15 protein-coding genes are annotated in these 21,640 nt (G+C 69.4%); 13 read left to right on the top strand and 2 right to left on the bottom strand.

Going from position 1 to position 21,640, the window contains the following annotated elements:
- The first annotated feature begins 273 nt into the window (after positions 1–273).
- A complete protein-coding gene (locus ACTWQR_RS04910; RefSeq protein ID WP_443225635.1) occupies positions 274–2,142 on the top strand; it encodes a family 20 glycosylhydrolase in 1,869 nt (622 codons plus the stop codon).
- 40 nt (positions 2,143–2,182) lie between these two features.
- The gene (locus ACTWQR_RS04905) at positions 2,183–3,760 is read left to right on the top strand and encodes an alpha-L-fucosidase (protein WP_443225634.1); all 1,578 of its coding nucleotides are present in this window, start codon (positions 2,183–2,185) and stop codon (positions 3,758–3,760) included.
- 137 nt (positions 3,761–3,897) lie between these two features.
- On the opposite strand, the gene ACTWQR_RS04900 is transcribed toward ACTWQR_RS04905, so the two are convergent.
- Positions 3,898–4,941: a LacI family DNA-binding transcriptional regulator gene (locus ACTWQR_RS04900; RefSeq protein WP_443225633.1), complete on the bottom strand. Its 1,044-nt coding sequence runs from the start codon at positions 4,939–4,941 to the stop codon at positions 3,898–3,900.
- A gap of 267 nt (positions 4,942–5,208) precedes the next feature.
- On the opposite strand from ACTWQR_RS04900, the gene ACTWQR_RS04895 reads away from it, so the two are divergent.
- The 6 genes from ACTWQR_RS04895 (at position 5,209) to ACTWQR_RS04870 (ending at position 14,791) form a co-directional block, all read left to right on the top strand.
- The gene (locus ACTWQR_RS04895) at positions 5,209–6,492 is read left to right on the top strand and encodes an ABC transporter substrate-binding protein (protein WP_443225632.1); all 1,284 of its coding nucleotides are present in this window, start codon (positions 5,209–5,211) and stop codon (positions 6,490–6,492) included.
- A 7-nt stretch (positions 6,493–6,499) separates the two neighbouring features.
- The gene (locus ACTWQR_RS04890) at positions 6,500–7,456 is read left to right on the top strand and encodes a carbohydrate ABC transporter permease (protein WP_443225631.1); all 957 of its coding nucleotides are present in this window, start codon (positions 6,500–6,502) and stop codon (positions 7,454–7,456) included.
- Positions 7,453–8,364, top strand: a complete 912-nt coding sequence (locus ACTWQR_RS04885; protein WP_443225630.1) for a carbohydrate ABC transporter permease — start codon at positions 7,453–7,455, stop codon at positions 8,362–8,364. Before ACTWQR_RS04890 ends, ACTWQR_RS04885 begins: the two co-directional genes overlap by 4 nt.
- A gap of 33 nt (positions 8,365–8,397) precedes the next feature.
- Positions 8,398–9,636, top strand: coding sequence for a glycoside hydrolase 5 family protein (locus ACTWQR_RS04880; protein ID WP_443225629.1), 1,239 nt, complete (start codon positions 8,398–8,400; stop codon positions 9,634–9,636).
- A 50-nt stretch (positions 9,637–9,686) separates the two neighbouring features.
- Complete coding sequence (locus ACTWQR_RS04875) at positions 9,687–11,705, top strand: endo-beta-N-acetylglucosaminidase (RefSeq protein WP_443225628.1); 2,019 nt, start codon at positions 9,687–9,689, stop codon at positions 11,703–11,705.
- A gap of 68 nt (positions 11,706–11,773) precedes the next feature.
- Positions 11,774–14,791, top strand: a complete 3,018-nt coding sequence (locus tag ACTWQR_RS04870; protein WP_443225627.1) for an alpha-mannosidase — start codon at positions 11,774–11,776, stop codon at positions 14,789–14,791.
- A 103-nt stretch (positions 14,792–14,894) separates the two neighbouring features.
- Here ACTWQR_RS04870 and ACTWQR_RS04865 read toward each other — a convergent pair whose 3' ends face one another.
- Positions 14,895–15,617: a FadR/GntR family transcriptional regulator gene (locus ACTWQR_RS04865; RefSeq protein ID WP_443225626.1), complete on the bottom strand. Its 723-nt coding sequence runs from the start codon at positions 15,615–15,617 to the stop codon at positions 14,895–14,897.
- A gap of 166 nt (positions 15,618–15,783) precedes the next feature.
- On the opposite strand from ACTWQR_RS04865, the gene ACTWQR_RS04860 reads away from it, so the two are divergent.
- The 5 genes from ACTWQR_RS04860 to ACTWQR_RS04840 all read left to right on the top strand — a co-directional run bounded on the left by ACTWQR_RS04860 (position 15,784) and on the right by ACTWQR_RS04840 (position 21,632).
- Entirely contained in the window at positions 15,784–16,869 is a 1,086-nt protein-coding gene (locus ACTWQR_RS04860) for a sugar ABC transporter substrate-binding protein (protein ID WP_443225625.1), read from the top strand.
- A complete protein-coding gene (locus ACTWQR_RS04855; RefSeq protein WP_443225624.1) occupies positions 16,866–18,365 on the top strand; it encodes a sugar ABC transporter ATP-binding protein in 1,500 nt (499 codons plus the stop codon). The genes ACTWQR_RS04860 and ACTWQR_RS04855 overlap by 4 nt, the downstream gene beginning before the upstream one ends.
- Positions 18,358–19,395 (top strand): ABC transporter permease, encoded by a 1,038-nt coding sequence (locus ACTWQR_RS04850; protein WP_443225623.1) that lies wholly within the window; start codon positions 18,358–18,360, stop codon positions 19,393–19,395. The genes ACTWQR_RS04855 and ACTWQR_RS04850 overlap by 8 nt, the downstream gene beginning before the upstream one ends.
- A 141-nt stretch (positions 19,396–19,536) precedes the next feature.
- On the top strand, positions 19,537–20,880 hold the full coding sequence (locus ACTWQR_RS04845; protein ID WP_443225622.1) for an L-fuconate dehydratase: 1,344 nt from the start codon (positions 19,537–19,539) through the stop codon (positions 20,878–20,880).
- Positions 20,877–21,632 (top strand): SDR family NAD(P)-dependent oxidoreductase, encoded by a 756-nt coding sequence (locus ACTWQR_RS04840; RefSeq protein WP_443225621.1) that lies wholly within the window; start codon positions 20,877–20,879, stop codon positions 21,630–21,632. Before ACTWQR_RS04845 ends, ACTWQR_RS04840 begins: the two co-directional genes overlap by 4 nt.
- Positions 21,633–21,640 lie beyond the last annotated feature (8 nt).

Genomic DNA, 21,640 nt, shown 5'->3' with positions numbered 1-21,640 from the left:
CTCCTCGGGGCGTGGGCTTATCGGTGAGTGCTTACTGCTGAGTACGAGGAGCACTGTGCCCGGGTACGGGGCGTCGCGTCGAGAGTCGCCACGCTTGGACATCGCTTGGACATTCCGTCCGCTCTTCTTGGACTTTTCGCGCCCCGGCTGTCCGGCTGTTCGCACGGAGTGGCTGGTCATCCGACCATTGGCTCAACTTGGCTGGTGTCGCACCCCATTGACAGGCCCTGGAGCCAGCCCAATCATCACACCTCCGATGAATGGGAGGTGCCCGTGACCACGGAAGCCAAGAGTACGTATCCAAGACGGTCCCGGCTGGTCGGTGTGGTGACGGCGCTACTGCTGCTCACGGCAGCCGTCCCGGTGGCGCGGGCAGCGGAGGCGGCCGAACCCGCGCCCCCTGTCACCGTTCCCGCTCTGTCCAACTGGGCCCCGGAATCCGGAAGTTACCTCTACGGGCGCGGAGCACGCCTCGTCGCCGACAGCGCGGCGGAGCGCCGCGTCGCCGCCACCCTCGCCGATGATCTACGCGCGGCGGGACAAGGCACCGTCTCCGTCGTGAGCGGAGGTGCGCGCACCGGAGACATCGTTGTCGACGTCGCGCCCACAAGGAAGGCGCTCGGGAAGGAGGGGTACGAACTCCGCGCGGGCAAACGCCTGTCGGTGACCGGCGCCACCGAGACTGGCGCCTTCTACGGCACCCGGACCGTCCTCCAGCTCCTGGCGCAGGGTGACCGGCTGCCCGCCGGCCGTACCGTGGACGTGCCGCAGTACGAGGAGCGCGGCGTCGGCGTCTGCGCCTGCTACGTCCACATCACCACGGACTGGCTGGAGAACCTTGTACGCGACATGGCGTACAACAAGCTCAACCAGCTGCTGCTCGAACTGAAGGTGAGGAGCGACGCGCACCCCGAGGCCAACACGTGGGGCTACTACACCAAGGACGAGATCCGTCGCCTCGTCTCCCTCGGAGAGAAGTACCACGTCACGATCATTCCGGAGATCAACTCCCCGGGGCACATGGACCCTTGGATCGAGAACCGTCCGGATCTCCAGCTCACCGACTCCGACGGGAGCAAGCAGCCGTCCCGGCTCGACGTCACTCAGCCGGCCGCCTTCGACTACTACACCAGCCTGATCGACGAGTACGCGCAGGTCTTCAAGGCCGGCTCCTGGCACATGGGCGCCGACGAGTACATGCTCGGCTCCGACTTCGCCAAGTACCCGCAGGTCCTGGAGTACGCGCGGGCGAAGTACGGCGCGAACGCCACCCCGCAGGACGCGTTCATCGACTTCGTCAACCGCGTCCACGCCTACGCGGCGGCCAAGGGCAAGCAGCTGCGCATCTGGAACGACGGTCTGACCGGCGACAACACCGTGCCCGTAACCGCCGGGACGACAGTTGAGCACTGGCTGAACGTGGCGACGAAACCGAGCCAGATCGTCGCGCAGGGCTATCCGTTGATGAACGCGGCCTACGCCCTCTATCTCGTGCGCGGCGGCTTCCACACGGATACCAAGGCGCTGTACGACCAGAGTTGGGACCCGCGCAGCTTCGAGGGCCAGAAGCTCACCTCGCGGGAGGGCATCACCGGGGCGAAGATCAGCCTCTGGCCGGACAACGGGCGCGGTGAGACCGAGAACGAGGTCGCGGTCGACACCGATCCGGCACTGCGACACCTCGCGCAGGCCACGTGGGGGAGCCCGCATCCGGACGCCACGTACGCGAAGTTCACCTCTCGCGCGGCGGCCGTGGGGCACGCACCCGGGTGGCGGGACCTCACGCGGGTACCGGTCGCGGACGGGGCGTACACCTTCCGCGCGGCCGACCGGACCTTCAGCGCCGAGGCCGAGCGCACCCCGGACGGCTATGTGACCTTGAAGAAAGCGAACGGCTGTCTGGAGGTACGCGGCGGCAAGCTCACGCTCAACGTGCCGCTCCAGCCAGGCGTCGAGGTGACCCAGGAGACCTGCGACGCGACGAACACGCTGCAGCGCTGGCAGTTGGTGCCGTCACCGGGCGGCTATCGGCTCGTCAACGCGATCACGCAGATGGCCGTGCACGTCGCCGACGACGGACGGCTCGTCCAGTATCCGCCGGACCAACAGCCTCCTGCTGTATGGACGTTGACCGCCCAGTGACCTCCCGCTGACCTTCACTGACCTGAGGAGTCCCACCCGCATGGCCGTCTCCAGACGTCTCTTCGTCACGGCAGCCGCGGCTGTCGTCGCGTCCAGTGGTACGTCCCTGGCGCTCGCCTCCACTGCCTCTGCCGCCTCTGCGACCTCCGCCGCCTCCATCGCCTCTGCCGAAGAACCGCAGTACCGGATCCCCGTCAGCCCGGACGACACCCAGGAAGAACTGGTACGCAAGGCCTCCCAAGTCCGTCCCACCGAACGGCAGATCGCCTGGCAGAGCCTCGAACGCACCGCCTTCCTGCACTTCGGCGTGAACACCTTCACCGGCCTCGAATGGGGCACCGGGGACGAGGACCCCGACGTGTTCCAACCGGTCGGCCTCGACACCGACCAGTGGGCCCGCGCCCTGCGCGACGGCGGCTTCAAGCTCGCCATCCTCACCGTCAAGCACCATGACGGCTTCGTGCTCTACCCGACCCGCTACTCCAACCACACCGTGGCATCGAGCAGTTGGCGCGACGGACAGGGTGACGTCCTGCGCTCGTTCGCCGACTCGATGCGACGGCACGGCATCAAGGTCGGCGTCTACATGTCGCCGGCCGACGAGAACCAGTACCTGCACGGCGTGTACGCCAACGGCAGCGCCCGCTCCGAGCACACGATCCCGACACCGGTGGAGGGCGACGACCGTACAGGCGGTCCGCAGTTCACGCTCCAGGCCACCGACTACGGGGCCCACATGCTCAACCAGCTCTACGAGGTCCTCACCGAGTACGGGCCCGTCGACGAGGTGTGGTTCGACGGCGCCCAGGGCCACATCCCGCCGGACAAGGTCGAGAAGTACGACTGGGACAGCTGGTACACGCTGATCCGGGCCCTCGTGCCGGACGCCACGATCGCCGTGTCCGGCCCCGACGTGCGCTGGGTCGGCAACGAGGGCGGGTTCGCCCGCGAGAACGAGTGGAGCGTCGTACCCGTCCAGGAGAAGGACAACGGGCGCATGGACTTCGCGCTCTCGTACGACGCTCCCGACATGGGCGGCCGCGACGCGCTGGTCGCCGCGCGGCCCGTGGCCGACTACCTTCAGTGGTGGCCGGCCGAGGCCGACGTGTCCATCCGGGACGGGTGGTTCTACCATGCCGACCAACGGCCCAAGTCTGTCCAGCAGTTGACGGACATCTACTTCGGCTCGGTGGGCCGCAACGCGGTACTGCTGCTGAACGTGCCGCCCGACAAGGACGGTCTCCTCCCGGCCGCCGACGTCACCCGCCTGCGGGAGTTCCGTGAGCGGATCGACCGCGAGCTGCCGGAGGACCTGGCGCGCGGGGCCCGGGTGACGACTTCGCCGGGGACGATCACCGTCGACCTCGGCCGCACTCGCGAGGTGGACCGGATCCGGCTCGCCGAGGACATCCGGCACGGCCAGCAGGTCGAGAGCGTCGTGATCGAGGCGCACACCGGCGGAACCTGGAAGCGCGTCACCGAGGCGGGCACACTCGGCGCAAGCCGCATCCTGCTGCTGCCGACTCCGGTACGGGCAAGGCACTGGCGGGTACGAGTGACGAGGTCGCGCCAGTCGGCGCAGCTGGCACAGTTCGCGCTGCACCGCTCGCGCCTCTGACGGCACCGGGCCGCCCCGGCATCCTCAGGGGCGCGGGGAACTGCGCGACCAGCTACAACCGACCCGCGGACGCAATACCCCCCGCTCTACCGGAGGCAGGGGTGGCCGTCACAAACGACGGCCACCCCAACCCCGGCTCAAGCCCCGCAGGGCCCCGTACTCTCCCGCTCGATCAGCCGCGGCACCGGCACCTGCACCGTCCGGGCCGGACCACCGTCCACCAACGAGGTCAGCTCCTTCGCCGCCGTCCGGCCGAACTCCACCGTGTCCCGGGACAGCGCCGACAGCCAGGGCTTGACCATGCGGCACAGCGCCGAGTCCTCCCAGGCGACGACCGACACGTCACCCGGCACCGCGAAACCCAGCTCCGCCGCGGCGGCGACCCCGGCAACAGCCATCACGTCGTTGTCGTAAACCAGCGCGGTCGGCGGCGAATCGCCCTCCAGAACCCGGCGTGTGACGGCGGCGCCCTCCGCGTCCGAGTAGTCCGTCGGCACCGAGCGCACCTCGGCGAGCCCGAGCCGCTCGGCCTCCGCGCGCAGCGTACGGATCCGGCGCTCGGTGTGCGCCAGGCCGGGCAGGCCCGCGATGTGCACGATCCGGCGGTGGCCCAGCGCGTACAGCTGGTCGACGACCGACGCCATCGCACCCGCGTCGTCCGCCCAGACCGTGGACAGCCCCGGGTGCCGCGCGTCCGGCACCCCGCCGATCACCACGGCGGGCAGGCCCAGCTCGTCGAGCAGGTCGGGACGCGGGTCGTCCGTCCGGGGATCGACGACCATCACGCCGTCCACGCGGTGCTCCGCCCACCAGCGCCGGTACACCGCGCACTCGTCGTCGACGTCCTCGACCACCTGGAAGAGCAGGCCGAGATGACGCTCGGACAGGACCTCCTGGATACCCGAGATGAGCTGCAGGAAGAACGAGTCCACGCCCAGGGTGTCCGCGGGGCGGGCCACGACCAGGCCGACCGTCGCCGCGCCCTCGCCGGACAGTTGGCGCGCGGCCGTGCTGGGCCGCCAGCCCAGCTGTTCGGCGACTCGGCGCACCCGGTCCCGGGTGATCTCGGAGACCCCCGGCCGGTCGTTGAGCGCGAACGAGACCGCGCTCTCGGAGACCCCGGCGCGCTGCGCGATGTCCTTCATCGTCGGTCGACGCGCGGGAGACCGCTTGGCTGACACACGTGCCCCTTTCCCCGTGACCTGCGGCGCTCAGCGTACCGTACGTCATCGCTCACTAAAGCGCTTGAGTGACGGCACCTAAAGCGCATTAGTAAAGAGATTAATTGGAGTCGTTAGAGCCAGCTGACCTGCAGCTTTGCCTGACCGAAGAATTACGGTCCAGCGAATGCATTGACTTCCCCCAGGCGTTGGATGCAAGGTCTGCCCCGGCACTGTTCGCCAACCTCTCGCCGACCCCCGCCGCAAAGGAGACCGGTCACTGTGCGCATGCCTCGCAGAGCACTCACCGCCGCTGTCGTCGCCCTGGCCCTGCCGCTCAGCGCCTGTGGCTCCGGGGGTGACGACACCGGCTCGACGGACGCCTCCGGCAAGGTCGAGGGCGACATCACCTTCCAGACCTGGAACCTGAGGGCCAACTTCAAGCCGTACTTCGAGGGCGTGATCGCCGACTTCGAGAAGGAGTACCCCGGCACCAAGGTGAAGTGGGTCGACCAGCCCGCCGAGGGCTACGCCGACAAGATCAGCGCGGACGCGGCCGGCGGTACCCTGCCCGACGTCGTGAACGTCTCGCCGGACCTCGTGGCCCCGCTCGCCAAGGCGGGACTCGCGCTCGACCTCGACAAGGCGGCCGCGAAGTACAAGAAGGAGTACCTGCCGGGCGCGTGGGCGAGCCACGGGATACCGGGCATGGAGGGGACGTACGCCTTCCCCTGGTACCTGAACACCGGCCCGCTGTTCTACAACAAGTCGCTGTTCAAGGAGGCCGGGCTCGACGCCTCCAAGCCCCCGCAGACCTACGACGAGCTCTTCGACAGCGCGATGGAGTTGGCGGAGAAGAGCGACGGCAAGGTCGCGACGCTCGCGAACGTGCCCACCATCGAGGACTTCGGGCGCTACGGCGTGCCGCTGATGAACGACGAGGGCACCGCCTTCACCTTCAACGACGCCAAGGGAGTCGAACTCCTCACCAAGTACAAGGAGTTGTACGACGCCAAGGCCCTCGACTCGCAGGCGCTGACCGCGACCCCGGAGTCGTCCGGCAAGAAGTTCCTCACCGGGGCCGTCGCCATGAACCCGGGCAGTGCGCTTGACCTCGGCAACTTCAAGAAGCAGGCGCCGAGCCTCTACAAGAACATCGGCATCACCGACCAGATCACCAGCACCGGCAAGGTCAACATGTACGTCATGGGCGTGATGGTGAACGCGCAGACCAAGCGGACGCCTGCCGCGGTCGCCTTCGCGCACTATGTCACCGACGCGCAGAACCAGATGTCGTTCGCCAAGAAGGTCGCGATCTTCCCGAGCACCGCCGGTTCGCTGGACGACCCGTACTTCACCAAGGAGGACGGGACGGACGAGACCAGGGTCCGGGTCGCCGCCGCCAAGTCCCTCAAGAACGCGGTCAATTACACCCCGGTCCTGTTCAGCGAGCAGATGAAGACCGAGCTGCGCAACAACGTCGCCAAGGCGCTGCAAGGCAAGGAGAGCCCCAAGGCGGCGCTCGACAACGCTGTCAAGGCCTGTGACCGACTGCTTCAGCAGCAGGGCTGAACCGACCATGGCGAGTTCCACTGTCCCGCGGGAGACCCGCCCTGCCTCGCGGGGACGACGTCCCGCTTCACGAGGCCCACGCCCCGGTTCGCGGGTGCGGCGCCATCTCCCCACCAGTCCCTGGCTGTTCGCCGCCCCCGGGCTGCTGATCACCGGCGTCTTCGTCCTGTACCCGTTCGTCTCCACAGTGGTGAACTCCTTCACCGACCGCCGGACCCTGATCCCCGGCGAGTTCGTGGGCCTGGCCAACTTCCGGGAGCTGCTGCAGGACGAGATGTTCTGGATCGGCCTGCGCAACAGCACGCTGTACGTCCTCGGGGTGGTCCCCGCGCTCGTCCTGCTGCCGTTGCTGCTCGCGCTGCTGGTCCAGAAGAACATCCCCGGCATCGCCTTCTTCCGGTCGGCGTTCTACACGCCGGTCGTCGCGTCCATCGTCGTGGTCGGCCTGATCTGGGTCTGGCTGCTGGACGAACGCGGCCTGGTGAACGCGGTGCTGGAGGCGATCGGTGTCGGCAGGGTCGGCTTCCTCAGCGACCAGTGGCTGCTCCTGCTGAGCGCCATGACCGTCACGGTCTGGAAGGGCCTCGGCTACTACATGATCATTTATCTGGCCGCGCTCGCCAACGTGCCGCGAGAACTGCACGAGGCCGCGTCGGTGGACGGCGCGGGCGCGGTGCGCCGCTTCTTCACGGTCACCGTGCCGGCCGTCCGCTCGACCATGGTGCTGGTCGGCGCGCTCTCCTCGGTAAACGCTTTCAAGGTGTTCTCCGAGGTGTACCTGATGGCGGGCCCGGACGGCGGCCCGGCGGGTGAGGACACGACCCTCGTGATGCTCGTGCAGCGCACCGGCACCGGTCTGACCGGACGCGTCGGCTACGCCTCCGCCATCTCGGTCGTCGTCTTCGTCGTCACCGTCGCGCTGATGCTGCTCGTACTGCGCGCCGACCGGAAGGAGGACGCGTGAGCGTCGCCGAGAAGGTGCGTGAGGCGCCGGCCGCGGTGGACACACCGCGCCGCCCCAAACGCGTCACCGATGAGCAGGGCCGCCGTATCCGGGTGTGGGAACTCGCCCTGCGCTACCTGCTGTTGCTCGCGGTCCTCGCGCTGACCGTCGGGCCGTTCCTGTGGCAGCTGTCCACGTCCCTGAAGGGCCCGACAGAGGACATCTTCAGCTCACCGCCCAAGTTCCTGCCCAGTGACCCGACCCTGCACAACTACGAGCGCGTCTCCGAAACCATCCCCGTATGGGACTACGCCCTCAACTCACTGAAGGTCGCCACCGCCAACGTAGTGACGAACTGCGTCGGTGCGGCCCTCGCCGGCTACGCCCTCGCCCGGCTGCGCTACCGAGGCCGCAAGGTGGCCACGCTCGTGTTCATCCTCGCCATGCTCGTGCCCGTGGAGAGCATCATCATCGCCCAGTTCACGACGATGCGTGATCTCGGCCTGAACAACACCCTCATCGGCGTGCTGCTGCCCGCCTGTATCGCCTCGATGAACGTCCTGCTGATGCGCAACGCCTTCCTCAACCTCCCGTACGAGATCGAGGAGGCCGCCTACGTCGACGGAGCGAACGCGTGGCAGCGGTTCCTGCGGATCGCCGTGCCCTCGGTGAAGGGCACTCTCGCCGTCGTCGCGATCTTCGCCTTCATGGGCGCCTGGGACGACTTCCTGTGGCCGCTCATCGTGCTCAGTGACCCGGACAAGTTCACCCTGACCATCGGCCTCAACTATCTGCACGGCACCTTCGCCAACGACGAACGGCTCGTCGCCGCCGGCACGATCATCGCCGTGGCACCGCTGATCGCCCTCTTCGCCTGTCTGCAGCGGTACTTCTTCCGCGGCGTCGGCGAGGGCGCCGTCAAGGGCTGACCCCCGCCCGTTCCCCGTTCCAAGGACTCCCGCATGCCTTCTGCCGTGCGCTTCGGCGTCAACTACACCCCGAGCGAAGGGTGGTTCCACCACTGGCTGGACTTCGACCTCGACTCCGTACGCGCCGACCTCGACTCCATCGCCGCGCTCGGCCTGGACCACATCCGGGTCTTCCCGATCTGGCCGTACTTCCAGCCGAACCGTTCGCTGATCCGCCCGCGTGCCGTGGACCAGCTCGTCGACCTCGCGGACGCGGCCGCGGAGCGAGGCCTTGACGTCAACGTCGATGGTCTGCAAGGGCATTTGTCGAGTTTCGACTTTCTGCCGGCGTGGACGCAGACCTGGCACCGGCGGAACGTCTTCACGGACCCCGAAGTGATCGAAGGGCAGGTGGAGTATCTACGGACCCTCGCGGCCGCCCTCGCCGACCGGCCCAACTTCATCGGCATGACCGTCGGCAACGAGGTCAACCAGTTCTCGGCGGGCCCTCACCCGGACCCCGATCGGGCGGAGCCCGCTCAGATCGACGCCTGGCTGGAGCGGATGCTCGCGGCGTGCGAGAAGGGCGCGCCCGGCAAGCTCCATCTGCACGCCGAGTACGACGCGACCTGGTACCAGGACGACATGCCGTTCACCCCGGCCCAGGCCGCCCGGCGCGGTGCCGTCACCGCCGTGCACTCGTGGGTCTTCAACGGCACGGCCCAACGGCACGGACGTACCGGAGTGGCGACCGAGCACCACGCCGCGTACCTGGTCGAGCTGAGCAAGGCATGGGCCGACGACCCCCGGCGCCCGGTCTGGCTACAGGAGGTCGGTGCCCCGGCCCCGCTCGTCCCCGCCGAACACGCCGCCGCCTTCACGGAAGCGACCGTCGCGAACGCCCTGGACTGCACCGACCTGTGGGGCATCACCTGGTGGTGCTCCCACGACGTGTCCCGCGACCTCGTCGACTTTCCCGAACTCGAATACGGGCTCGGCCTGTTGACCAACGACCGTCGGCCCAAGGACAGCGCCCGGGCGCTGGCACGCATGGCCCGCGAGCACGCATCCGCGCCGTACGCGCCGAAGACCCGTACCACGGCCCTCGTCGTGCCCGACAGCCCTGCGGTCCGCTCGGTCTGCGCCCCCGGCGGTACCACCTTCGAGGCGTTCTTCCGGCTCACCGCCGACGGCGCCCGTCCGACCACCGTCCTCGACTCGCGCGCGGACGACAAGCAACACCTAGCCGCGCGTGGCATCACCGAAGTCGTCACTCCCGACCAGGTTCCGTAACTCCCACCAGGAAACTCCCTCAAGGAACTCCCATCAGGAGGCACTTGCTCGTGAACCCCACCAGACGCACCGTCCTGCTGGCCACCGGAGCCGGCGCCACGGCAGCCCTGCTCCCGGCCTCACCCGCCACCGCCAAGCCGAAGGCCGCCGCCGCACCCCCGCCGTACGCCTCCTACTGGTACCCGGACTCGCTGCCCTCGGGCTCCCCGGGCGCGGGCATCACATGGCGCAGCCTGAAGGCCTGGAGTGCCGCCGACGACGCCGACCTGGCGTTCAACGCGGCGTCCGTGCCGCTCGCCGCGCGGTTCACCCCGACCCCGGCGAACACGACGGCACGCTCGGGCCAGGCCCGTATCCAGTCCCTGGTCTCCTTCGGCCCCACGGCCAGTAACCCGTCGCAGGGATCCGCCACCGCCGACTACTACGCCCTCACCCATTGGTCGTACGTCGACGAGCTGGTCTTCTGGGGCGGCTCCTCGGGCGAAGGGCTGATCCTCGCGCCCAACGCGCCGATCGTGGACGCGGCCCACCGGCACGGCGTGCCCGTACTCGGGAACGTCTTCCTGCCGCCGGCCGCGTACGGCGGGCAGTTGCAGTGGACCCGCGACCTGGTGCAGAAGGACGCGGCCGGGCGCTACCCACTGGCGGCCCAACTCGTCGCGGTCGCGGAGGCGTACGGCTTCGACGGCTGGTTCGTCAACGCCGAGACCGGTGGCGGGAACGCGGCCCTCGCCACCGACATACTCGGCTTCCTCACGCAGCTCAAGGCGCTCGCCGCGGCCAAGGGGCAGCGCGTCACCTGGTACGACTCCATGACCGTGAGCGGCTCGGTGAGCTGGCAGGGCGCGCTCAACAACCAGAACAGGGTGTTCTTCCAGGCCGCCGACTCCATGTTCGTCGACTTCCGCTGGTCTTCGAGCAGCCTCGCCTCCTCGGGACAAACCGCCGGTCAACTCGGGCGCAGCCGCTACGAGTTGTGGGCGGGCGTCGACGTGGAGTCCAACGGCTGGAACTCGTCCGTGAACTGGGACGCGATGGTGCCGAGCAGTTCGGCGCACGTCGTCTCGGTGGGCTTCTACCGACCCGAGTGGACCCGCAATCACCTTCCCGCCGGCCGCACTCCGGGCGACTTCCACGCCGCCGACGACCGGTTCTGGAGCGGGCGTTCGCTCGATCCGGCACGGCCCGATCCCGGCGACACCTGGCGCGCGCCCGCCGTCTCAGTCGCCGACCGCTCGACGGTGACCGAGGTCCCGTTCGCGAGCGTCTTCAACACGGGGCACGGACTGCGCTGGTACGAGGACGGAAAGGTCACCTCGACCGCGCCCTGGAACCACCTGGGCCTCCAGGACCGACTGCCGTCCCGACGCTGGGTCGTGCGGACCACGGGCCAACGTCCCTCCGTCACCTTCGACTTCGCGGACGCATGGCGCGGCGGAAGCAGCGTCCTGGTCGCCGGCACCCTCGACGCGCCCGCCACGCTGGACCTGTACGCGACCAGGCTTCCGCTCTCCGGGGACACGGTCGTCGAACTGACCCATCGTGTCGACTCGGGGGACGTGACCGTCGAGCTGGCCGTCGCCACCGCCGAGCCGTCGGGTCCGGGTCAGCCGTACGCGTACACGTATTTCCCGGTCGCCGGGGGCGGCAGCTGGGAAACCTCGACCGTACGGCTGACCGGGCTTTTGGAGGACGGCACGGTGCACGGTCTCGGCGTCCGGCTCACCGGGCGGGGCGGCGCCGTGAAGTGGCGGCTCGGCGGCATCGCCGTACGCGACGGGGCCGCCCAGAGCCCGGCCACCCCGGCCGACCTGCGTGTGACCGGTGCCTCGGGAGGAGATCTGCGCTTCGCGTGGCGTACTCCTTCCGGCGGCGGAGTACGCCAGTACACGCTGCACCGGGTTCTGCCGGACGGCACCCGGCGCTTCCTCGGAGGAACTGCCCAGCGGGCCTTCTTCGTTGGAGGGCTGACGCCCGAAGGAGGCGAGCAGACGGCGCGGTTCGAACTCCGGGCCGTGGGGGAGCTTTACACCGCGTCGGACCCTGCGACGGTCACCCACAGCTGGTGACCGTCGCACCCCGGGTGACCACGGGCACCCAGCAATAACCCGCACAACGGAGTTACGGAGCACCCCGCATGCATGACGACCGCAGCCTGGTCGAAGCCCGTCTCAAGCGCGTCCTCGACGAGCGCATACGACCCGCCGTGTACCCCGAGTCCGTACCGCTGGAGGTGGCGGTGTGGCACGCGCCCGGCGAGCCGGTGCCGGTCGCCGAGGGGCTTGCGGCCTCTCCCGAGCCGATCGAGGTGGGCGCACGCTGGGGTGCTCCGTGGGGCACCAGCTGGTTCCGCGTGACCGGGACCGTGCCCCGGGAGTGGGCCGGGAAGACCGTCGAGGCGCTCCTCGACCTCGGCTTCGACGAGAACATGCCCGGCTTCCAGTGCGAGGGCCTCGTCTACAGGACCGACGGGACCCCCGTGAAGGGCCTCAACCCGCGCAACCAGTGGGTGCGGATCGGTGCCCCCGTCGAGGGCGGTGAGGAGGTGCGGCTGCACATCGAGGCCGCGTCCAACCCCGTCATCCTCGACTACCACCCCTTCCTGCCCACGCAGTTGGGCGACCAGGAGACGGCGGGCAGCGAACCGCAGTACAAGCTGGAGCGGATGGACCTGGCCGTCCTCGACGAGACGGTGTGGGAGCTCGTCCTCGACCTGGAGGTGCTCGGCGAGCTGATGGCCGAGCTGCCGGTGGAGTCCGCGCGGCGCTGGGACATTCTGCGGGCGGTCGAGAAGGCCCTCGACGCCGTGGACCTCCAGGACGTGGGCGGTACGGCCGCCGCGGCCCGTTCGCACCTCGAAGGCGTGCTGTCGGCCCCCGCCGTTCCCTCCGCCCATCGCATCAGCGCCGTCGGCCACGCGCACATCGACTCGGCGTGGCTGTGGCCGCTGCGCGAGACCGTACGCAAGGTCGCCCGGACCACGTCCAACATGACGGCCCTGCTGGAGGACGAACCGGACTTCGTCTTCGCGATGTCGCAGGCGCAGCAGTGGGCCTGGGTGAAGGAACACCGGCCCGAGGTGTGGGCCCGGGTGAAGAAGGCGGTGGCCGACGGGCGGTTCGTGCCGGCCGGGGGGATGTGGGTGGAGTCGGACACGAACATGCCGGGCTCGGAGGCGATGGCCCGTCAGTTCGTACACGGCAAGCGGTTCTTCCTGGACGAGTTCGGCATCGAGAACGACGAGGCGTGGCTGCCCGACACCTTCGGCTTCGCCGCCGGACTGCCGCAGATCATCAAGGCGGCGGGCTCCAAGTGGCTGCTCACCCAGAAGATCTCGTGGTCGCAGACCAACAAGTTCCCGCACCACACCTTCCAGTGGGAGGGCATCGACGGCACGCGGATCTTCACCCACTTCCCGCCCGTGGACACGTACAACTGCTCCATGAAGGGCAGCGAGATCGCCCACGCGGCAAGCAACTTCAAGGACAAGGGCGTCGCCCGGCACTCCCTCGCGCCCACCGGATGGGGCGACGGAGGCGGCGGCACGACCCGCGAGATGGTCGCCAAGGCGGCCCGAATGCGGGATCTCGAAGGCTCGGCGACCGTGGTGTGGGAGAGGCCGGAGGAGTTCTTCAAGAAGGCGGCGGCCGAGTACCCCAACGCCCCTGTTTGGGTGGGCGAGTTGTACCTGGAACTGCACCGCGCCACGCTCACCAGCCAGGCGAAGACGAAGCAGGGCAACCGCCGCAGCGAACACCTCCTGCGCGAGGCCGAACTGTGGGCGGCCACCGCGGCTGTGAAGGCCGGATTCCCTTACCCGTACGAGGAGTTGGACGGGCTGTGGAAGACGGTGCTGCTCCACCAGTTCCACGACATCCTGCCTGGCTCGTCCATCGCCTGGGTGCACCGGGAGGCACGTAGGACGTACGAGGCCGTCGCTGAGGGACTCAACGGCGTCATCGAGGCGGCCCAGCGTGCGCTGGCCGGTGAGGGGAGGACCGCCCTCGTCTTCAACTCGGCGCCGCACACCCGTGACGGGGTGCCCGCCGGCGGCGCGCGGACCCCGGCCGTCGGGGGCGAGTGCTCGCTGGTGCCGCGCACGGACGGCGGCTATGTGCTGGACAACGGTCGGTTGCGGATCGAGATCGACGCACGCGGACTCGTGGTCTCCGCGTTCGACCTCGCCGCGGACCGCGAGACCCTCGCGCCCGGCGAGGCGGCCAATCTGCTCCAGCTCCACCCCGACTTCCCCAACATGTGGGACGCCTGGGACGTCGACGAGTTCTACCGGAACACCGTCACCGACCTGGTCGAGGCCGACGAGGTAGCCCCCGGCGAGGACGGCGTCTCGGTCCGGATCGTGCGGTCCTTCGGCGCGTCGCGGGTCACGCAGGTGTTGTCGCTCGCGCCGGGGGAGTGGCGGCTCGACATCGGCACCGAGGTCGACTGGCACGAGACGGAGAAGTTCCTGAAGCTGGCCTTCCCGCTCGACGTGCACGCCGAGCGGTACGCGTCCGAGACGCAGTTCGGGCACTTCTTCCGGCCGACGCACACCAACACGTCCTGGGAGGCCGCCAAGTTCGAGGCCTGCAACCACCGGTTCATCCACATGGAGGAGCCGGGCTGGGGCGTCGCCGTCGTCAACGACTCGACGTACGGCCATGACGTCACGCGAAAGGTGCGTGACGACGGTGGTACGACCACCACGGTCCGCGTCTCGCTGCTGCGCGCCCCGCGCTTCCCCGACCCCGAGACCGACCAGGGGGTCCACCGTTTCCGGCACGCGCTGGTGCCCGGTGCCGGGATCGGTGACGCGGTGCGCGAGGGGTGGCGGATCAACCTGCCCGAGCGGAAGGTCGTCGGCGGGGCCTCGGAGGTCGCGCCCCTGGTGGTCGTCGCGCAGGACGCGGTCGTGATCACCGCGGTGAAGCTGGCCGACGACGGCAGCGGCGACGTGATCGTCCGCTTCCACGAGTCGCGGGGCGGTCGCAGCCGGGCCACCCTCAGGGCGAGCTTCGAGGTCGCTGCCGTGACGGTGACGGACCTGCTGGAACGGCCGCTGCCCGAGGCCGCCGCACCGGAGCGCGACGGCGACCGGATCACGCTGAAGCTGCGCCCGTTCGAACTGGTGACGCTGCGCCTGAAGCGCGCCTGAGGCATCGCGCCCCGTAAGGGCGCGATGCCTCTAGGGGCGCGGGGAACTGCGCGACAAGCCCCCACCGGCCCGCGGGTTCATCACCTCGAACCCAGCTCCAGCCCTAAGGCTGGAGCTGGGCCCGCAGCCACTGCTCCACCTCACCCACGTGCGAGGCGGCAGCCGCCCGCGCCGCCTCCGGGTCATGGGCGACCAGCGCCCGATGGATCGCGGCGTGTTCCCGCCGCGTGCGCTCGAACGCGCCCTCCTCCTGGTAGCCGCGCCAGACCCGGGCGCGGAACGTGCGTGAGGACAGGCCCTCCAGGATCGCCGCCATCGTGTCGTTGCCCGCCGAGGCCACGATGGCGCGATGGAAGGCGAGGTCGTGGGAGAGGATCTCCTCCGGGTCGTCCGTCGCGTTCATGGCCGTCAAGTGCTTCTCCACCTCGGCCAGTTGGTCGGACGTGATCCGCGCGGCCGCCAGCGCGGTCGCCGTCGACTCCAGGATCCGCCGCACTTCGAGCAGCTCGACCAGGCGGGGACCGCGCGAGAGGTCCGCGACCACCCCGAAGGTCTCCAGCAGGTCGCCGGCCTCCAGTTGCGTGACATAGATCCCGGACCCGTGCCGGGCCTCCAGGACGCCCAGGACCGTCAGCGCCCGGATCGCCTCACGCATCGAACTGCGCGAGATGCCCAGCTGGGACGCCAGATCTCGCTCGGTCGGCAGCCGCGCGCCCGGCTCCAGGCGGCCCTCGCCGATCATCGCCTTGATCTGGTCGATGGCGCGCTGCGTCACGGTGCCCTTCTGGGGGGCGGCCGTCGTCCCCTGGGGCAGGCTCTCGTTCACGCCACGTCCTCCTGTTGCCGGGTGCGCCGCAGTCTAACCACTGAGGTGGTCGGACCACTACGCATCCAAACGGCGAGAAATTGCCGTCTAGGGGTGTTGTGAGAGGGAAGTGGTCTGATAAATATGCGTGGCACCAGCTCGACCACGCTCAATGAGGAGCCGAAAGATGGCCGGCAGAACCGTACGAAACCGGAACGGACGAACCACGTCGCGGGCAATACGTGCGGCGGCCGCGACCGCCTGCGCCACCCTCGTGCTCGCGGCATGCGGCAGCACGAAGGACAACGTCGCCTCCGACAGCGGCGGGGACGGCGGCGGCAGCGGCAAGGTCGGCGTGATCCTGCCCCTGCTGACCTCGCCGTTCTGGCAGTCGTACAACGACTACGTGCCGAAGATGGCGAAGTCCGAGGGTGTCGACGCCCTCAAGACCGTCAACTCCAACAGCGACCCCTCGCAGCAGATCACCGACATCAACAACCAGCTCAACCAGGGCGTGAAGGGCCTCGTCGTCGCCCCCTTGGACAGCGCCGCGATCTCCGCCGGGCTCGACCAGGCCGAGCGCAAGGGGGTGCCGGTCGTCGCCGTGGACGTGGCGCCCGAGAAGGGCAAGGTCGCGATGGTCGTGCGGGCCAACAACGTCGCGTACGGCGAGAAGGCCTGCGAGTACCTCGGCAAGCAGATCCCGTCCGGCAAGGTCGTGCAGATCATGGGCGACCTGGCCTCGGTCAACGGCCGGGACCGCTCCGAGGCCTTCCGGACCTGCGTCAAGAAGAACTACCCGAAGCTGAAGGTCCTGGAGATCCCGGCCAAGTGGGAGTCCGACACGGCGGCCTCCAAGCTGGACACGCTGCTCAACGCCAATCCCGACATCAAGGGCATCTACATGCAGGCGGGCGGCGTCTACCTCGCGCCCACGCTGCAGACCCTCAAGTCCAAGGGGCTGCTGAAGAAGGCCGGCGAGAAGGGCCACATCACGATCGTCTCGAACGACGGCATCACGCAGGAGTTCGACGCCATCCGCAAGGGCCAGATCGACGCGACCGTCTCGCAGCCCGCCGACCTGTACGCCAAGTACGGCATGTACTACATCAAGGCGGCGATGGAGGGGAAGACGTTCAAGCCCGGTCCGACCGACCACGACTCCGAGATCGTGAAGCTGCCCAGCGGAATCCTCGAGGACCAGTTGCCCGCGCCGCTGGTGACCAAGGACAACGTCGACGACCCCGACCTCTGGGGCAACACCGTCAAATGAACACACCACTCGTTGAGGCCCAGGGGATAGCCAAACGGTACGGGCCCACCGTCGCCCTCGCCGACGGACGGCTGACCGTGCACGCGGGCGAGTCCCACGCCCTCGTCGGCCGCAACGGCGCGGGCAAGTCCACCCTCGTCACCGTCCTCACCGGCCTCCAGGCGCCCGACGAGGGCACGGTCCGATTCGACGGCGAGCCCGCGCCCGCGCTCGCCGACCGCGACGCCTGGCGCCGCAAGGTGGCCTGCGTCTACCAGAAGCCAACCGTCGTCCCCGAGCTGTCGGTCGCCGAGAACCTCTTCATCAACCGGCAGCCCGTGGGCCGCGGCGGCTTCATCAGCTGGCGCCGGCTGAAGGCCGAGGCGGCGGAGGTCCTGGAGACCTGGGACGTCCACGTCGACCCGGAGGCGCGGACCGCCGACCTCAAGGTCGAGGACCGCCAAATGGTTGAGATCGCCCGGGCGTTGAGCTTCGGGGCCCGGTTCATCGTCCTCGACGAACCGACCGCGCAGCTCGACAACCGCGAGATCGAGCGCCTCTTCACGCGCATGCGGGCGCTCCAGGAGTCCGGCGTCACGTTCCTGTTCATCTCGCACCACCTCCAGGAGGTGTACGAGGTCTGCCAGACCGTGACCGTCCTGCGCGACGCCCGCTGGATCACCACCGCGCCGGTCGCCGAACTGCCCCGGGCGGCGCTGGTCGAGGCCATGGCGGGCGAGTCCCTGGCCGCCGTGGAGGAGAAGGCCGCCCGGGCGCAGGTGGAGGCCGGCGCGCCCGTCGTGCTCGAAGCCCAGGGGCTCACTTCGGAGTCGTACGAGAGCGTCGATCTCACCGTCCGCGGCGGGGAGGTCGTCGGTCTCGCCGGATCCAGCGGCAGCGGCAAGATCGAGCTCGCCGAGTCCTTCGCGGGGCTGCACACCCCGACCGGAGGCAGGGCTCAACTCGACGGCAAGCAGCTGCCGTTCGGCGATGTGACAGCGGCTCTGCGGGCCGGTGTCGGCTGCGTCCCCCGCGACCGGCACGGCCAGGGCCTCGTCTTCGGTATGACCGTCGGCGACAACGCGACGATGAGCGTCCTGGACCGCCTCGGCCGGTACGGATTCGTCGCCACCGACCGCAAACGCGGGTTCGCCCACGAGCTGATCGAGCGCCTCGACATCCACACAGAAGGCCCCGACCAGCCCGTGTCCGACCTCTCAGGCGGCAACGCGCAGAAGGTCGTCATGGCGCGCGCCCTCGCCTCCGACCCGCGACTCCTCGTCCTCATCAATCCCACCGCGGGTGTAGACGTGAAGTCCAAGGAGTCCCTGCTGGCCCGGATGGACAGTGCCCGTGACGACGGCACGGCCGTCCTCGTCGTCTCCGACGAACTCGACGACCTGCGCCGCTGCGACCGCGTCCTCGTCCTCTTCCACGGCCGTGTCGTCGCCGAACATCCGGCGGGCTGGCGCGACCACGAGCTCATCGCCTCCATCGAAGGAGTGGACCATGGCTGACACGAAGGCCCCGTCGGCCTCGACCGCCACCCCCGTAAAGTCGGTGAAGACCGCCGGCAACGCCAAGTCCGTCCTCCTGCGCAGGGCGCGCGAACTCGCCCTCGTACCCGCGCTGTTGGTGTTGTTCGTCCTCGGCGCGTTCGTCAACGACGCGTTCCTCACCGAGCAGAACATCATCTCCATCCTGGGCGCCTCGGCCGCCCTCGCGATGGTGGTGCTGGCCGAGTCACTGGTGCTCATCACCGGCAAGTTCGACCTGTCCCTGGAGTCGGTCGTCGGCATCGCGCCCGCCGTCGGCGCACTCCTGCTGCTGCCCGCCGCGCAGTCCGGCTGGGGCACGGAACTGCCCGCCGGAGTCGCCCTGCTCGCGATCCTTGTCGTGGGCGCGGTCATCGGCGGCTTCAACGGCATCCTCGTGGTGAAGTTCAAGCTCAACGCGTTCATCGTGACGCTCGCGATGCTGATCGTCCTGCGCGGTCTGCTGGTCGGCGCGACCGAGGGCAAGACGCTGTTCGGGATGCCCGACGCCTTCTACACGCTCGCCACCACCACCTTCCTGACCGTGCCCATCTCGGTGTGGCTGGCGGCGGCCGCGTTCGGCGTCGCCGGGTTCATCCTCAAGTACCACCGCTGGGGGCGCGCCCTGTACGCCATCGGCGGCAACGCGGACGCGGCACGCGCGGCCGGTATCCGCGTCGACCGCGTGATGCTCGGCGTGTTCGTCGTCGCCGGGACGCTCGCCGCGGTCGGCGGGCTGCTGCAGACCGGCTACGTCGGCGCGATCAACGCCAACCAGGGCCAGAACATGATCTTCACGGTGTTCGCGGCCGCGGTCATCGGCGGCATCAGCCTCGACGGCGGCAAGGGCACGATGTTCGGCGCCCTTACGGGCGTCCTCCTTCTTGGCGTCGTCCAGAACTTGCTCACCCTCGCCCAGGTCCCGTCGTTCTGGATTCAGGCCATTTACGGAGGAATCATTCTGGTTGCTCTCATGATTGCCCGTGTGACCACCGGCCGTGCGCAGGACTAGGTGCGGTTTGAAGCTGCGGGTTCGTTGTGGCTGGTCGCGCAGTTCCCCGCGCCCCTGAGAGGCCTGCGGCCTCCTCAGGGGCGCGATACCTCACCGGACTTCAGCAGTCTGCTTCCCTGTCCCTGACCGAAAGGCACTTCTGTGTCCTCATCTGCCGCACCCCGTATCACCGCGGTTGACACCTACGACATCCGCTTCCCCACCTCGCGCGAGCTCGACGGCTCCGACGCGATGAACCCGGACCCCGACTACTCGGCCGCCTACGTCGTGCTGCGCACGGACGCGGCCGACGGTGCCGAGGGGCACGGCTTCACCTTCACCATCGGGCGGGGCAACGATGTCCAGGTCGCCGCGATCGAGGCGCTGCGCCCGCATGTCCTTGGGCGGTCGGTGGAGGAGCTGTGCGCGGACCCTGGGTCGCTGGCCCTGGACCTGACGGGAGACAGCCAACTGCGCTGGCTCGGCCCCGAGAAGGGCGTGATGCACATGGCGATCGGCGCCGTCGTCAACGCCGTCTGGGACCTCGCCGCCAAGCGAGCCGAAAAGCCCCTGTGGCAGCTGCTGTCCGACGCCACGCCCGAATGGCTCGTCTCGCAGGTGGACTTCCGCTACATCGCGGACGTCCTCACCCCCGAGGACGCGCTCCAGCTGCTGCGCCAGGGCCGGGAGGGTGCCGCCGAGCGCGTCGAGCTGCTGAAGGAGCGCGGTTTTCCCGGCTACACCACCTCGCCCGGCTGGCTGGGCTACTCCGACGAGAAGCTCACCCGGCTGGCCCGCCAGGCCGTGGCCGACGGCTTCACCCAGATCAAGCTGAAGGTCGGCGCGGACCTTGCCGACGACACCCGCAGATGCCGGGTGGCCCGCGCGGTCGTCGGCCCCGACATTCGTATCGCCATCGACGCCAACCAGCGCTGGAACGTCGACGAGGCCATCGGGTGGACCAAGGCGCTGGCCGAGTTCGACCCGTACTGGATCGAGGAGCCCACCAGCCCCGACGACGTCCTGGGCCACGCCACGATCCGCAAGGCGGTCGCGCCGGTCAAGGTCGCCACCGGCGAGCACGTGCAGAACCGGATCATCTTCAAGCAGCTGCTCCAGGCCGGAGCCATCGACGTCCTGCAGATCGACGCGGCCCGAGTCGGCGGCGTCAACGAGAACCTCGCGATCCTGCTGCTCGCGGCCAAGTTCGGCGTCCCCGTCTGCCCGCACGCGGGCGGCGTCGGTCTGTGCGAACTCGTCCAGCACCTCTCGATGTTCGACTTCGTCGCCGTCGCCGGCACCACCGAGGACCGCGTCATCGAATACGTCGACCATCTGCACGACCACTTCCTCGACCCGGTGGTGATCAGAGAGGGTCACTACATGGCACCCACCACCCCGGGCTTCTCGGCCACCATGCGGTCCGAGTCCATCACGGAGTTCACGTTCCCAGGCGGCACGTTCTGGGCCGCCGACCTCGACCGGCAGAAGGGACAGGCGGCATGAGTGACTTCGAGGGCCTCAAGGCCCTGGTGACGGGCGGCGCCTCCGGCATCGGCCGGGCCACCGCGGAACTCCTCGCCGCGCGCGGCGCCCAGGTCGCCGTACTCGACCTGGACCCGACGAGCGTCGAGAAGCCCTTGCTCGGTTACCAGGCGGACGTCACGGACGACGCCTCCGTACGCCAGGCCGTCGCCGCCGCGGTCGCGGATCTCGGCGGACTCGACGTACTGGTCAACAACGCGGGCATCGGCGCCCAGGGCACCGTCGAGGACAACGACGACGCCCAGTGGCACCGGGTCCTGGACGTCAACGTCCTGGGCATGGTGCGCACGGCCCGCGCCGCCCTGCCCCATCTCCGCGAGTCCTCGCACGCGGCGATCGTCAACACCTGCTCCATCGCCGCCACCGCCGGCCTCCCGCAGCGCGCCCTGTACTCCGCGTCCAAGGGTGCGGTCCTGTCGCTGACTCTCGCGATGGCCGCCGACCACGTCCGCGAGGGCATCCGCGTCAACTGCGTGAACCCCGGCACCGTCGACACCCCGTGGGTCGGCCGCCTCCTGGACGCCGCACCCGACCCGTCCGCCGAACGGGCCGCCCTGGAGGCCCGGCAGCCCACCGGCCGCCTCGTCTCGGCTCCCGAAGTCGCGGGCGCCGTCGCCTACTTGGCGAGCCCGCTGTCCGGAGCGACCACCGGAACGGCCCTCGCCGTGGACGGCGGAATGCAGGGGCTGCGGCTGCGCCCGGCGGGCCAGTGAGCGGGCCG

The sequence above is a fragment of the Streptomyces sp. 2A115 genome, from assembly GCF_052245575.1.
GTDB lineage: Bacteria > Actinomycetota > Actinomycetes > Streptomycetales > Streptomycetaceae > Streptomyces.
Note: the sequence above shows the minus strand (reverse complement) of the source record. Positions and strands in the feature narration are given on the sequence as shown.

What these genes read in the sequence shown, in the direction of transcription:
- ACTWQR_RS04905 (WP_443225634.1), top strand. Translation starts at nt 2,183, where the DNA reads ATGGCCGTCTCCAGACGTCTCTTCGTCACGGCAGCCGCGGCTGTCGTC.
- ACTWQR_RS04895 (WP_443225632.1), top strand. Translation starts at nt 5,209, where the DNA reads ATGCCTCGCAGAGCACTCACCGCCGCTGTCGTCGCCCTGGCCCTGCCG.
- ACTWQR_RS04890 (WP_443225631.1), top strand. Translation starts at nt 6,500, where the DNA reads ATGGCGAGTTCCACTGTCCCGCGGGAGACCCGCCCTGCCTCGCGGGGA.
- ACTWQR_RS04880 (WP_443225629.1), top strand. Translation starts at nt 8,398, where the DNA reads ATGCCTTCTGCCGTGCGCTTCGGCGTCAACTACACCCCGAGCGAAGGG.
- ACTWQR_RS04870 (WP_443225627.1), top strand. Translation starts at nt 11,774, where the DNA reads ATGCATGACGACCGCAGCCTGGTCGAAGCCCGTCTCAAGCGCGTCCTC.
- ACTWQR_RS04860 (WP_443225625.1), top strand. Translation starts at nt 15,784, where the DNA reads ATGGCCGGCAGAACCGTACGAAACCGGAACGGACGAACCACGTCGCGG.
- ACTWQR_RS04855 (WP_443225624.1), top strand. Translation starts at nt 16,866, where the DNA reads ATGAACACACCACTCGTTGAGGCCCAGGGGATAGCCAAACGGTACGGG.
- ACTWQR_RS04850 (WP_443225623.1), top strand. Translation starts at nt 18,358, where the DNA reads ATGGCTGACACGAAGGCCCCGTCGGCCTCGACCGCCACCCCCGTAAAG.
- ACTWQR_RS04840 (WP_443225621.1), top strand. Translation starts at nt 20,877, where the DNA reads ATGAGTGACTTCGAGGGCCTCAAGGCCCTGGTGACGGGCGGCGCCTCC.